Consider the following 13,702-nt stretch of genomic DNA (forward strand, 5'->3'; position numbering starts at 1 on the left):
AGACGTTACTCAGCCTGAACCCGCTGCCTCGCGGCGCACGTTGGGGCAAAAGGAGAGAATCGATGTTGCAGTCCCGTGCACTGCCTGAACATGTGTGGCGCAGCGTGTCGCACCAGACTGTGTCGGGTGTTTGGTCGAGCATGCGCGTGGCCCCGGGCGCTTTGGCCAGCCAGCGCACAACGATGCACGCCAAATGAAGCCGCGCATCACGATCCGGGAGGTGGCAAAGGAAGCGGGCGTCTCCATTGGCACGGCTTCGCGCGCGCTCAATCGTGCAGGGCGGGTGAGCGAAGCCGCCATTGCCGCTGTCACCAAGGCCGCGACCCGCCTGGGGTATGAGCCGGACGCCATTGCCCAGAGCATGCGCACGCGCTCGTCGGGAGCCATCGGCATCCTGGTCTCCGATCTGTCGAACCCGCTTTACGCACGCATCATCATCTCCATCGAGGCGTCCCTGCAGGCCGCGGGCTACGCGCTGCTGATCGCGAGTACGCATAACGATGGCAAGCGCGAGAAGAACCTGATCGACCTCTTTCGCCGGCGACGGGTGGACGGGCTGATCCTTGCCCCTTGCGATGCAGAGAATCCAAGGATGCTGGAGCAGCTTTCGCAGGAAATGCCGGTCATCGCCCTTGACCGGGACCTTTCCGTGGTCGGAACCGGTGTTCATGTCGATCACTATGGCGGTGCCATGCAGGCGACCCGCTATCTGCTGAACCTGGGGCATACGCGCATCGCGTTATTGACGCCTGGGAGTGCGCTTCGACCCGGGCGGGAGCGGATTGCCGGATTCACGGATGCGTACAAGGAGCGCGGGCTCAAGCCCGCGCCCAAGCTCATCCGTTCGGAGAAATCGGCGATGGAATTCGCTTTCAGCGAAGCGCTGTCGCTATTGTCCGGTCCGGATGCCCCCACCGCATTCCTGTGTCTCGGGACGCGGATCCTGTCGGGCGTGCTCCAGGCGCTGCGGCACACCGGCAGGGTTGTGCCGGATGACGTGAGCGTGATCAGTATCGGCGATACCGATCTCTCGCAACTGTTCAGCCCATCGATCACCTCGTTGACCTGGGACCTCGACGTAGTCGGCACGGTCCTCTCCCAGATCATGCTCAAGCGCCTGGAGAAGGATGCGGAGGTCGAGCCGGAGACGATCGCCATCACGACCCAGCTCGTTCTCAGAGAGTCTTGCGGGCCCGTTGCCGCCAGCCGCAAGAAGACCACGGCATAGACATTCCCGACCCCGACGGAACCCGGACAGCGCCGCTTCGAACTGAAGCGGTTTTTTTGTCCTGCATCCACTTGCCCAAACGGTAGAAACGTTTCTACAATGATCATGCCAACGGCGTCGTAGCCTTCGGACACGAGGTCGCGCCAGAACTATTTCGACAGGAGACATGCATGAAAGCTGCGATTCGCAACGAGACCGGACTGGTCATTGCAGATATCGAGATCCCTCGCCCCAAAGCCACCGAAATCCTTGTGAAGGTGCGGGCGAGTTCCCTGAATCGCGCAGACCTGTCGCTCGTCGATGGCAAGTCGCACGGCTCCGTCGGGGGCCCCGGCACGGTCCTGGGTCTTGAGTGGTCTGGTGACGTGGTCGAAGTGGGAGAGGCGGTCACCGCATACAAAGCCGGCGACAAGGTCATGTGCTCCGGCATCGGCGGGTTCGCCGAGTATGCCGTCACGGACTGGCGTCGCGCTTTCCCGTTTCCGGCGGCCGACATGGACTATGAAACCGCCGCCTGTCTCTGTGTCGCGCTGCGAACGACGCACACGGCGATGCGGCAGACCGCGCAACTGGAAGCGGGCCAGTCGGTCATGGTGCTGGGGGCATCGTCCGGCGTCGGCCTGATGAGTCTCCAGGTGGCCAGGCACTTCGGCGCGAGCCTGGTGATCGGCACCTCGACCAAAGCGGACCGGCGTGATCGGCTGGCCGGGTTCGGTGCCGATGTCGCGCTCGACAGCAACGATCCGGGCTGGGTGAAAAAGGTGCTCGAGCTCACGGACGGCCGCGGCGTCGACCTTCTCGTCGACTTCCTGGCGGGGCCGCTGATCAACGACAGCATGCGCGCCGTGGCCATAGGAGGGCGGATCGTCAATATCGGCCGGATGGCGGGAGAGAGCGGAACCTTCGATTTCGATCTTCACTCGATGCGCCGGATCCAGTATCTCGGCATGACGTTCAGGACCCGCTCGGTCGAAGACGTGGGGGCGATCGCAGAGCGCGTGCGCAAGGACTTCTGGCCCGCACTCGCGCGTGGGGAGCTGCGCCTTCCCATCGATGTGCGGCTGCCGCTCGATCGCGTGGCGCAGGCGTGCGAAATGATGCGCGAGAACACACATTTCGGGAAGATCGTCCTCACCCAGGATTCCTGAGCGACCTGGCTGGCAGACGTCCCGAATGCCGGTCCGCCGCCGATAGTCTCCGGACCCAGGCCGGGCGGGGATACCGGATCTCCCTGGCCGCCTGCACCGGAGTGCCTTTGCGCACCCGGCATCAAATTCCCCGCGGGTTTACCACCATTTGATCGTAAAGGCTGTCACCGCAAAATATGTGGAAACGTTTTACCTTGTTCCATCGACATGATAAGTGCCACGATCAGAAGTCTGATCAGAAATCTGAAAAGAGTGGTGCACCGCCCCACAAGTTGGAGACAGAAATGAAGAAGCTCAGCGCCCTCACCTTGCTCACTGCGATCACCCTGTCCGTTGCGGCTCAAGCACAGGGCGAAGTGGCGTATCCCAGCAAGCCGATCCGCCTGATTGTTCCCACGGCGCCAGGCGGCGGTGGCGATGTGTTTGCCCGCATCCTGGCGGACCAGGTCGGCCGTCGCCTGAAGCAGCCACTGGTGGTCGAGAACAATGCCGGCGCCGGCGGCACGATCGCCATCGGGCAACTGGCGCGCGCCACCCCGGATGGCTACACGATCGGCCTTGGCACGATGACCACGACCACGCTCGCGCCCGCCGTGTACCAGGCCTTGCCATACGACCCGGTCAAGGACCTGACCACGATCGCTCGCGTTGGCACATCGCCAATCATCCTGGTCGCCACCAAGGACTTTCCCGCCAACAACCTGAGGGAATTCGTGGCGGTAGCGAAAAAGAGCCCGACACCCATCCAGTTCGGCACGTGGGGGCCCGGCTCCACCGGGCACTTCTGTGCCGAGGTCCTTGCCCAGAAGACTGGCATCAAGCTCGACCATATTCCGTTCAAGGGGACCTCCCCGGTGGTTACCGCAATGCTCGGCGGCATCGTGAAGGTGGGCTGGCTGGACATTGGCAGCGGCACTTCCGCGGTCAGGTCCGGGAAGATCAAGGCGCTGGCCATGTGCACCCGCCGCAGCGCGAATTTCCCCAACGTCGCGACGTACAAGGAGCAGGGCGTCGATTTCGACCAATGGACCGGCTGGGCCATGTTTGCTCCGGCGGGCCTGCCCAGGGCGATCGCAGACAAGCTTGCCGCAGCGGTTCAGCAAGCGCTGAAGGATCCGGCCGTGACCAGCAAGATGGCCGATCTCGGCATTACGCCGGACTTCGTGCCAGGCAGCGAGCAAGCCGCGATCAACGCCCGCGATATCGAGGTCTGGAAGCGGATCGCGCGCGAAGCAAATATCACGCTGGAGTAGGCAGGCGCCGGATGCGGTGGCCGGGCCGCCGGGTGGCTGGCCACCGCCATGTGCTGCACCAGCAGGCGATCATTCCATAGGAGGTTGAGATGGCACTACCGAAGGTTGTTACGCATCAGGACCGTTTGCTGACGGTCAATATCCATGAGTCGCAAGAGTTCCCGGGATCCGAACCGGGCTCCACGATCATCCCCTTGTTTCTCGACCGCGAGAACGGCGTCTGGGTGCTGTATGGCAAGTTCGAGCCGGGCACGACGCTGCCGCCGCACTTCCACACCGGCACCGTGCATTTCTTTACGACCAAGGGGCAGTGGAACTATGTAGAGTACCCGGCCGACCCGCAAACCGCGGGTAGCTACCTTTACGAGCCCGGTGGCTCGGCGCATACGTTTTCAGTGCCGGCCGATGCCAAGGAGCCGGCCGAGGGCTTCATGGTGGTGTACGGCGCCAACGTCATCTTCTCCGACGGGGAATACCAGAGTGTCCGGGATGCCGGAGCCATCGAAGAAGGCATTCTTGCCGCGGCCCGGCAGGCAGGCCTCCCCGTGCCCCGCTATATCCGGCCCAAGGGCGGCGCGGAGTTTTCGCGGGACTGACTCTCGATAGTTCGAAATGCGCTTCCCCATGCGTGCCCTGGGACAGGGCATGCGCGGTCGGCGCACGCTGCGCAAGGCGTGGTCGATCGATCCTCACCGATAAGAAAACAACGGAGACAAGTGTCATGAAGAAGTCCCTCTGCTTGGGTCTCTTGGCCTTATGCGCGGCGTTCGCTGGCACTGCCATGGCCGAAACCCCCGATGAATACCCGGCGCGTCCCGTCAAGCTGATCGTGCCGTCGGCGGCGGGCGGCGGCGCGGATGCGTTCGGTCGGCTGCTCGGCGAGCAGCTCGGCAAGCGACTCAGGCAGTCGTTCGTGGTGGAGAACATCGCAGGGGCCGCAGGCACGATCGCGATCGCGCAGCTCGCTCATGCCAAGCCGGATGGCTACACGATTGCGCTGGGGACGATGACCACTACCACGCTAGCGCCCGCGGTCTATCATCAGCTGCCCTACGATCCCGTCAAGAGCCTCACCACGCTGGCGCGGGTTGGCACGTCGCCGATCATTCTCGTGGCGACAAATGATCTGCCTGCAAACAACCTCAAGGAGTTCATCGAGCTGGCCAGGAAGAGTCCCAGGCCCATTCAGTTCGGTACCTGGGGTGCGGGCTCGACCGGCCATTTCTGCGCGGAGGTGCTTGCGCAAAAGACCGGCATCAAGCTCGATCACATTCCGTTCAAGGGCGGCGCCGCCGTCATGACGGCGATGATGGGCGATGTCGTGAAGGTGGGCTGGCTCGATATCGGCTCGGGAACCGCGGCAGTGAAGACCGGCAAGATCAAGGCGCTTGCCATGTGCACCCGGCGTACGTCGAACTTCCCGAACGTGGCGACGTACAAGGAGCAGGGGGTTGATTTCGACCAGTGGACCGGCTGGGCCATGTACGCCCCCGCAGGCGTCCCGAAGCCGTTCGTCGAAAAGCTCTCGGCTGCGCTCAGGGATGCGCTGCAGGACCCCGCCGTCAAGGCCAGGATGCTTGACTGGGGCATTACCCCGGACTACCTGGCCGGCGAAGAGCAGGCAGCCGTCAATGCCCGCGAGATCGAAGTCTGGAAGCGGGTTGCCAGGGAAGCGAATATCACGCTCGATTGATCGACATCGGCAGGCGCAAGTCAGGCCGGAAATCAGGCCGGAAATCAGGGCGAAAATCAGGTCGAAGACGCCGGATCGACCACAAGCGGGCCGCAGCTCTCCGGGGGTGCGGCCCTATGCTTTGCGGCGCGTTCCAGTCAGTGCGCTGGGGTATACTTTCGGCATGAAGCGACCTGTCCAAATCCGCGATGTGGCCAAGCTAGCCGGGGTATCGGCGAGCAGCGTGTCGCGCGCCCTGAATCGTGACCGCTACGCCAGCGAAGAACTCCGCGCCCGGGTTGCGGACGCCGTGGCAACGCTGGGGTACGAGCCGAATTCGCTGGCCCAGAGCCTGCGCAACCAGTCCAGTCGTACCATCGCATGCATGGTTTCCGACGTGACCAATCCAATGTACGCGGAGATCGTCGGCGCGGCGGAGCTTCGGTTCCAGGAAGCCGGATACCTGATGATCGTGGCGAATTCGCGCAATGGCACGAAGGAACTCGAACTCCTGAACATGTTCAGGCGCCGGCGCATGGATGGCCTGCTGCTGACCGTGGATGACGATACGCGTGAGGATGTGCTCGATGCCATGCGGGGTGCGGAAGCGCCCCTTGTGCTGCTGGATCGCGACAGTCCCCTGTCTTGCGATCGCGTCACGGTGGATCATCGGCAAGGCGCGCGTTCAGCGATCGCGTTTCTTCTCAGCCTCGGGCACCGGCATATCCTGCTGGAGACGCCGCCGGCGAGTGTCCGGCCGGGCCGCGAGCGCATCGCGGGCGCGCAAGAGGCAGTTCAGGCGGCCGGCCTGCCGTTGTCGGTACTCACGGTCATCGAGCATGCCGACCCTTCGCAGACGCGCGTATTCAGCGACGTTCTGCACGAGTTGTCGAAGCCAGCGCGGCCGACCGCCATCGTTTCGCTCGGCACGGAGATGCTCGCGGGTGCCCTGGCGGCAGTGGAAGCGAGTCGCCTCAGGATTCCGGAGGATATCTCGGTCATCAGTATCGGCGACACCGTCCTGGCACAGTTTGCCGCGCCCGGCATCACCGCGCTGCGCTGGGACTTGAAGCAGTTCGGCCGCACGGCGGCGGAACTGCTGCTGGATCGCATCGAGGGCCGCGGCGGCGACAGCAGGACGGTGATGTTCCCGACCGAACTCCTGCTGCGACGCTCGTGCATGCCGCCGCCGGAAGCTCAGCGCATATAGGCGCCCCCGTTCACATCGAGCGTGCTGCCGGTCATGTACGACGACAGGTCCGAGGCAAGGAACAGGCACGCGCCCGCGATCTCGCCGGCGCTCCCGGCGCGGCCGAGCGGCCAGCTCCCCGCCGCGGCATGCAGGACATCCTCCGGCGTATTGGTGCGAGAGAAGTCGGTGACGATCAGCCCAGGCGTGATCGCATTCGCGCGGATGCCGTCGGGACCCAGTTCCCGGGCGAGTGCACGGATGTAGCCGAGCACGCCGGCCTTCGCCGCGCAGTAGTGCGCGCCGCCAAATACCCCGCCGCCTTGCTGCGCCGACATTGACGACACGGCGATGATCGAGCTGGCCTTCTGGCTCCGCATGGCCGGGATCGCCGCCTGGGAGAGCTGCATGGTGCCTCTGAGCACAACGTCGGTGACCCGCAGGTAGTCCTGCAGCGTGATGTCGGCCGCGCAGACCTTCTGCGTGAGGCCGGCGTTGTTGATCAGGACATCGATGTGCCCGCCCGAAGCACCCCATTCCCGCACCTCGCTGATAGCGGCGAGGCAGGATTCCATGCTCGTAACGTCGCAACGAACCCCCAGGGCCACCGGCTCGCCCCGGGCGACATCGCGCGCGGCCTCCCTGACCTCGTCCTCGTCGAGGTCGAGCAGCGCCACCCGCGCGCCGTGTTCGATGAAGAGCCTGGCAGTTGCCCGTCCGATTCCCTTGGCGCGGCCCGCGCCGGAGATCACGGCGGTCTTCCCGGCAAGCAGTTTCCCGGTCATGGTTCTGGTTTCAATGCGGTTCATGCTGGTCTCTGGCTGTTCAAATACTTAGCGGTGGCCGGCGGGGACGCCCATGGAGGCGGCGATCCGTTTCGACGGCCACAGGATGATCTGCATCACGACGCACGCCAGGAGCAGGGTGCAGGACAAGATGACGAGGCTCCATCCGAATCCGCCCGTGGCCTGGCGGATGGTCGCCACCAGCAGCGGTCCGACCAGGCCGGAGCAGTTCGAGCAGGTGGTGATCAGCGCGATGGAAGCCGCGAGCCCCTCGCGCGGCAGCACTTCCCCGACGCTCGCCCATACCAGCGTGAGTGCGCTTGCCAGGCCGGCACCTGCAAACACCAGGCCCACCATGGCGATGAACAGGTGCTGTTGCATCAGCGCCGCCGTCGTCAGGCCCGCCGCGCCCACCAGCGCCGCAACCGCGAAATGTCCGCGGCGCTCGCGCGTTTTGTCGGAGTGGGAGGCCATCCAGAACGAGGCTGTCGCGCCGGCGATGGCGGGCAGCGACGACAGCAGGCCGATTTCCATCAATGACAAGCCCATGCTTTTCAGCAGCGTCGGCTGCCAGAAGGCAAGGGCATAGATGCCCAGGACGGTCAGGAAGCAGACCAGGCCGAAGCCCCAGGCCCTCGGCTGCCGCAGTGCGGTGCCAAGGTGGCCGGCGGCCCGGCCTTCGTTGCCGGAGCGCGCCAATGCCTGCACGCGCGACTTCTCCTCCGGCGCAAGCCAGTGCGCGCGGCCGGGATGGTCGTCAAAGCGCAGCAGGGTGACCGTGGCGAGGGCGAACGCCGGGAGGCTTTCCAGCGCGAACAGCCACTGCCACCCTTCGAGCCCGCCTTTGCCGTGCAGCCAGGTCATGACGCCGCCGGCAATCGGCCCGGAAAGGATCGGCGCAAAGCCGGCGCCCATCAGGAAGATGGCGTTGGCGCGGCCCCTGCGTTCCGGCGGATACCAGAGCGTCAGGTAGTAGAGCGCGCCCGGCACGAGCCCGGCCTCGAACATGCCGAGGAAGAATCGCGCCACGTAGAACTGGGTGGGTGTGGTGACGAACGCCGTCGCCGCGGACGCCACCCCCCACAGGACCATGATCCGGACCAGCGTGCGCTTTGCCCCGATACGCGTCAGCAGCAAGTTGCTGGGAATCTCGAACAGCACGTAGCCGAGAAAGAGCACGGTCGCGCCCAGCCCGAAGACGGTGTCCGCGAACCTGAGCGTTTCCTGCATCTGCAGTTGCGCGTACCCGATGTTCGTGCGGTCCAGGTAGTTGATGAAGTACGCCAGGAACAGCAGCGGCAGCAATCGCCAGGATATGCGCCGGAAGAGCGCGTCGTCTGCGGATGGCGTCGAAGCGCTTGCCGCTTCGCTGGGGCCGGCGCCCGATGTTGAGTGCATGAATTGTCTCCTCGTTTTGGTACCAGCCCGCACTGTCGGGGGCTTGTCCGAGGCAAGTGTAGTTCGACTGGAATCGATTGCACATAGGGATAACCATGGGCGCGCATCGGACGAACCGATCTGCGGTCGCCGGATGCGTGCTCATGTCTCGATGGCGGCCAAAACCCACAAAAATGCGGCGTATTTCGCAATCGCTGCACTATCCGTTCGCCAGCGAGAGGAATGCCGGTCTCTCATCCTAGGGTTATCCCTATTGGGAATCGATTCCAGAAACGAACTAAACTCGCCTCACTTCGAGCGGCAACGGCGGGCGGTCAGGGCCGGCCGGTGCGTGCCGGGGGCGAATCAACGAGGATCGAGGAGACAAGGAATGAGTCAGAAATTCGGCGGCGTCCGCCAGGTCGGGTACGTCGTGCGCGACATCAAGGCCGCGATGGCGCATTGGGTCAACCTGGGGATCGGGCCCTGGTTCTACATGGACGACGTCGGCACCAGGGAGTTTCGCTACTTCGGCGAGAACTCCCGCTTGCCGAAACTCTCGATCGCGCTGGCGAACTCGGGCGACCTGCAGATCGAACTGATCCAGCAAAGGGACGATGCGCCGTCGCTGTATAACGATTCCCTGAAGCGCAACGGGGAAATCGCGCAGCACGTCGCCTACTGGACGGAGGACCGCTACGACGAGATCGTCGCAACCTTGCTCGGACTTGGCTATGTGGAGGGGCATGGCGGTCGCATGGGTGGCGCCGGCCGCTTTGCGTACTTCGTGCACCCGGACTTTCCGAGCGGGATGTTCGAGATCTCGGAGATGGCGGGCGGGAAGGCGCAGTACTTCGAGGCGATCAGGCAGGCCGGGCTGGCGTGGGACGGATCCGATCCGGTGCGCATCGTCGAGGTTCCGCCGGCAGCGGCGCAGACCGGTGCGGGGGACTGATCCCGTGGATGCGCTCTCACTCAAGAACGAGCAACGGACGCTGGGCGCGTGCCTCGCCATGCAGGCGGCACTGCGCCCCGACAAGGTATTCCTTGTCTTCGAAGACCGGACCTATACCTACGGCGAGTTCGATGCCTGGGTGACCCGCCTGGCGCGCGGACTGACCGGGCTCGGCCTGCGCAAGGGGGACAAGCTCGCGATCATGCTGCCCAACTGCGCCGAGTTCATGGGCTTGTGGTTCGCGTGCGCGCGTCTCGGGCTGCTGGAGGTGACCGTCAACACGGCCTACCGTGGCCCGCTGCTGCGGCACGTGATCGAGCACTCGGATGCGCGCATGGCCGTGGTCTCGAAAGCGTTTGTCGAACGCTTCCAGGATGCGCACGTCGGCTTCGGCAAGCTCGAGGCCATGATCGTGCCGCGGGCGGACGGCGAAGCGCTCCCGGACTTGCCGATCCCGGGCGTCCGCTTCGAAACGCTGGAATCGTCCGGCGTGCCCCTGCCCGATGTGCACGTCTCGAACCGGGACCCGCTGGCAATCATGTACTCGTCGGGGACGACAGGGCCATCGAAGGGCATCCAGCTCTGCCACAACTACTTCTGGTGGCATGGCAGCAAGACCGCCGACGGGCGGCACATCGGCGACGATGACCGCCTCTACACCTGCCTGCCGCTGTTCCACGCCAATGCCCAGCTGGTGACGGTCACGCCGGCGCTGATGGCCGGCGCCACGCTGATCGTGGACGATCGCTTCAGCGCGTCGAATTTCTGGGAGCGTCTCAAGGGCTTCGGCGCAACGCAGATCAACTACATCGGCGGCATGATCCCGATCCTGATGAAGCAGCCCGACAGCCCCGCCGATCGCGACCACGCCGTCAGGTTTGCCTCGGGCGGCGGTGCGCCCAGGGACCTGTGGGAAGCATTCGAGCAGCGCTTCGGCCTGAAGCTCTACGAGGGGTATGGCCAGACCGAGAACTGTGTCGCGCTCGCAAGCCCCATCGACGCGCCGCGCGTGGGTTCGGTGGGATTGCCGATCTGCGGCTATGACGTCGATCTTGTCGACGGCAACGACGAGCCGGTTGGCGTGGATGCGATCGGCGAGCTCGTGTTCCGGCCCCAGGAGCCGTACATCATGATGGACGGCTACTACAAGAATCCCGAGGCGACGCTGGCGCAGAGCCAGAACCTGTGGTTCCACACCGGCGACCTGATGAAGCGGGACAGCGACGGCTACTTCTACTTCGTCGACCGCAAGAAGGATGCGATCCGCCGTCGCGGCGAGAACATCTCCGCATTCGAGGTCGAGATGGTCGTCAACGCGCACCCGGCGGTTCTCGAGTCCGCTGCCATTGCCGTGCCATCCGAGGTTGGCGAGGACGAGGTCATGGTTTGCGTGGTGCGCAAGGAGGGCTCGGCGCTATCCGCGCTCGAGCTGATCCAGCACTGCGAGAAGCTCATGCCGTATTTCTCGGTGCCTCGTTTTGTCGACTTCCGCAGCGACTTTCCCAAGACGCCGACGCATCGCGTTGAAAAGTATCGCTTGCGCGAAGAAGGGATCACGCCTTCGACCTGGGACCGGGAAAAGGCGGGCTATACGCTGCGCCGCTAGCCGGCGCGGGCCGGCCCGGATCGTGTGGATTGCCGGCATGGCCATGCGCGGCATAGCCCGGGCCAAGGCAATCGGAACTTCATGTCACAAGGAAAACCATGCGTGCATTTTTATCTGACGGCGACAGTGTCGTCCCGGCCGACGTGCCTCGCCCTTCGCCGGCCGACGGGCAAGTGCTCGTCAAGGTCCGCGCCAGCGCGTTGAATCGTATCGACCTGACGATGGCCAAGGGCAAACGGCATGGCGCGGCGGGTGGCCAGGGCGTGCCTCTGGGTGTCGAATGGGCCGGCGAAGTCGTCGCTGTCGGCAGCCAGGTCAAGGCCTGGCAAATCGGTGACCGGGTGATGGGCGCCGGCATCGGCGCATTCGCGGAGTACACGCTGGCCCATCCGGCCATGATGTACGCCATCCCGCAGGGCATGCCCTTCGAAGAGGCCGCGGCATTGCCCGTAGCCATGCAGACCATGCACGACGCCATCTCGACGCACGGCGCCATGCAGGCCGGCCAGTCGGTCCTGATCCAGGGGGCGAGTTCAGGGATGGGGCTGATGGGGATGCAGATTGCCAGGCTGCTTGGCGCGGGCCTGGTGCTGGGCTCCTCGACCTCCGCGGCGCGCCGGCAAAGGCTGCGCGACTACGGTGCGAACCTGCCGGTCGACACCGGCAGGAGCGACTGGGTCCAGGAGGTGACCAAGGCCACCGCAGGGATGGGCGTCGACCTGCTGGTCGATCTGATCGGTGGGCCGTTCGTGAATGGCGGGATGTCCGCAACCCGCGTGGGCGGCCGCATGGTGAATGTCGGGCGGGTCGCCGGCGAGAGCGGCGACTTCGACTTCGACCTGCATTCGATGCGCAGGATCACCTACATCGGCGTGAGCTTCCGCACCCGGACCCCGGCCGAGGTGGCCGCCGTCGTGGCGCGCGCCAGGCACGACCTGGAGCCGGCATTGAAGCTGGGCAAGATCAGCATGCCGGTGGACAAGGTGTATCCGCTCGCCGACCTCGCCGGCGCGCTGGAGCACATGGCGCAGAACGGGCATTTCGGAAAGATTGTCGTCACCGCCGGCTAGCGCGGTGACCGGGACGAGAAACAGGAGACAACATGGAAAACGTATATGTCATTGGCGTCGGGATGACGCCATTCGGCCGCTTGCTGGATCTGAGCATCAAGCAGATGGCAAGCGCAGCCGTCGACGCGGCGCTCAAGGATGCCGGCGTTGAAAAGGAAAGACTGCAGGCGGCATTCTTTGCGAATTGCGTGCAGGGCCATATGGAAGGGCAGCATATGATCCGCGGCCCCGTGGCACTGCGCCATATGGGTATCGGTGGCATCCCGGTCACCAGCGTCGAGAATGCCTGTGCCAGCGGCAGTACCGCGCTGAACCTGGCGTACAACTTCGTCAGGTCGGGGGAGGGGGATATCGCGCTCGCCGTCGGCGCCGAGAAGATGTATTCGCAGGACCGGGAGCGCATGTTCTCTGCGTTCGACAGCGGCTGGGACATCGCAGAGGTCGAGGCCGCCAGGGAGCGGCTGCTCAAGCTCGGCCGGGGCGTCGAAGTCCCGCCGGGCAGCACCTCTGCAAAGCCGTACAGTGTGTTCATGGACATCTATGCGGCTTCGGCACGCGAGCACATGAAGCGCTACGGCACCACCCAGCGCCAGATCGCAGCCGTCGCGTCCAAGAACCACAAGCACTCGCAGTACAACCCGCTCTCCCAGTACCGGAACCCGTACTCCGTCGAGGAGATCCTGGCGGCGCCCCCGATCGTCTATCCGCTGACCGCGCCGATGTGCTCGCCCGTGTCGGACGGTGCGGCCGCGGCGATCGTCTGCAGCGAGAGCGTCTTGCGAAGGCTCGGCCTGAGCCGCTCCCGGGCGGTGCGCATCGCCGCGTCGGTCGTACGCACCGGGGCCGATCGGGATGTGAACGATGTCGAGAACGCCTGCACCGCGATCGCGGCCAGGCTAGCTTACGAAAAGGCCGGCATCGCTCCGTCGGACGTATCGGTGGCCGAAGTTCACGACGCCACCGCGATGGGCGAGATTGTCCAGACCGAGAACCTTGGCCTCTGCGCGTTCGGCGAGGGCGGGGCGCTGGCGGAGCGCGGCGACACGGCGCTCGGCGGACGGATCCCTGTGAATCCCTCCGGCGGACTGGAGTCCAAAGGGCACCCCATTGGCGCGACAGGCCTGGCACAGATACACGAACTGGTGCTCCAGCTTCGTGGCGAGGCGCAGGGGCGGCAGGTTGAACATGCCGCGGTGGGCATTGCCGAGAATGGTGGCGGACTGATCGGCGTGGAAGAGGCAGTTGCCTGCGTGACGATTCTTTCGCGCTGAGTCCGAAGGGCTCTTCTTCTTTCTCGTCCAGGAGAAGGATGACAACAGGAACGCTGCGCGTTCCTGTTGTTCCCGGCAGGACGATCAGGCGGGTCGCGGCGTCGTCGCGCGACGCCTGCCACCTGAGCGTCTGCTGCCGCGCGGCACG

Annotated in this window: 12 protein-coding genes; 10 read left to right on the plus strand and 2 right to left on the minus strand. The window is 64.9% G+C overall.

What is annotated here, in order from left to right; genetic code table 11:
• Positions 1–193: 193 nt before the first annotated feature.
• The 6 genes from AB4Z48_RS01835 (at position 194) to AB4Z48_RS01860 (ending at position 6,511) form a co-directional block, all read left to right on the plus strand.
• Positions 194–1,228: a LacI family DNA-binding transcriptional regulator gene (locus AB4Z48_RS01835; protein WP_441612118.1), complete on the plus strand. Its 1,035-nt coding sequence runs from the start codon at positions 194–196 to the stop codon at positions 1,226–1,228.
• A 170-nt stretch (positions 1,229–1,398) separates the two neighbouring features.
• Complete coding sequence (locus AB4Z48_RS01840) at positions 1,399–2,376, plus strand: quinone oxidoreductase family protein (RefSeq protein ID WP_441612119.1); 978 nt, start codon at positions 1,399–1,401, stop codon at positions 2,374–2,376.
• Between the two features lie 284 nt (positions 2,377–2,660).
• Positions 2,661–3,629 carry a Bug family tripartite tricarboxylate transporter substrate binding protein gene (locus AB4Z48_RS01845; protein WP_441612120.1) on the plus strand — a complete coding sequence of 323 codons (969 nt, stop codon included), beginning with the start codon at positions 2,661–2,663 and terminating at the stop codon, positions 3,627–3,629.
• A gap of 89 nt (positions 3,630–3,718) precedes the next feature.
• Positions 3,719–4,225, plus strand: a complete 507-nt coding sequence (locus AB4Z48_RS01850) for a 2,4'-dihydroxyacetophenone dioxygenase family protein (protein ID WP_441612121.1) — start codon at positions 3,719–3,721, stop codon at positions 4,223–4,225.
• Between the two features lie 125 nt (positions 4,226–4,350).
• Positions 4,351–5,322, plus strand: coding sequence for a Bug family tripartite tricarboxylate transporter substrate binding protein (locus AB4Z48_RS01855; RefSeq protein ID WP_441612122.1), 972 nt, complete (start codon positions 4,351–4,353; stop codon positions 5,320–5,322).
• A gap of 163 nt (positions 5,323–5,485) precedes the next feature.
• Positions 5,486–6,511 carry a LacI family DNA-binding transcriptional regulator gene (locus AB4Z48_RS01860; RefSeq protein WP_441612123.1) on the plus strand — a complete coding sequence of 342 codons (1,026 nt, stop codon included), beginning with the start codon at positions 5,486–5,488 and terminating at the stop codon, positions 6,509–6,511.
• Here the strand turns inward: AB4Z48_RS01860 and AB4Z48_RS01865 are convergent.
• Both AB4Z48_RS01865 and AB4Z48_RS01870 read right to left on the minus strand, forming a co-directional pair.
• The gene (locus AB4Z48_RS01865; protein ID WP_441612124.1) at positions 6,499–7,299 is read right to left on the minus strand and encodes an SDR family NAD(P)-dependent oxidoreductase; all 801 of its coding nucleotides are present in this window, start codon (positions 7,297–7,299) and stop codon (positions 6,499–6,501) included. The two genes, AB4Z48_RS01860 and AB4Z48_RS01865, sit on opposite strands and share 13 nt — an antisense overlap.
• A 24-nt stretch (positions 7,300–7,323) precedes the next feature.
• Positions 7,324–8,580 carry an MFS transporter gene (locus tag AB4Z48_RS01870; protein WP_441612125.1) on the minus strand — a complete coding sequence of 419 codons (1,257 nt, stop codon included), beginning with the start codon at positions 8,578–8,580 and terminating at the stop codon, positions 7,324–7,326.
• A 463-nt stretch (positions 8,581–9,043) separates the two neighbouring features.
• On the opposite strand from AB4Z48_RS01870, the gene AB4Z48_RS01875 reads away from it, so the two are divergent.
• The 4 genes from AB4Z48_RS01875 to AB4Z48_RS01890 all read left to right on the plus strand — a co-directional run bounded on the left by AB4Z48_RS01875 (position 9,044) and on the right by AB4Z48_RS01890 (position 13,554).
• Positions 9,044–9,607 (plus strand): VOC family protein, encoded by a 564-nt coding sequence (locus AB4Z48_RS01875; RefSeq protein WP_441612126.1) that lies wholly within the window; start codon positions 9,044–9,046, stop codon positions 9,605–9,607.
• 4 nt (positions 9,608–9,611) lie between these two features.
• Positions 9,612–11,213 carry an AMP-binding protein gene (locus tag AB4Z48_RS01880; protein ID WP_441612127.1) on the plus strand — a complete coding sequence of 534 codons (1,602 nt, stop codon included), beginning with the start codon at positions 9,612–9,614 and terminating at the stop codon, positions 11,211–11,213.
• Positions 11,214–11,311: 98 nt separating this feature from the next.
• Positions 11,312–12,283, plus strand: a complete 972-nt coding sequence (locus tag AB4Z48_RS01885; protein WP_441612128.1) for a quinone oxidoreductase family protein — start codon at positions 11,312–11,314, stop codon at positions 12,281–12,283.
• 32 nt (positions 12,284–12,315) lie between these two features.
• Entirely contained in the window at positions 12,316–13,554 is a 1,239-nt protein-coding gene (locus AB4Z48_RS01890; RefSeq protein WP_441612129.1) for a thiolase family protein, read from the plus strand.
• The last annotated feature ends 148 nt before the right edge of the window (positions 13,555–13,702 follow it).

The organism is Cupriavidus sp. 2TAF22, from assembly GCF_052115045.1.
GTDB lineage: Bacteria > Pseudomonadota > Gammaproteobacteria > Burkholderiales > Burkholderiaceae > Cupriavidus.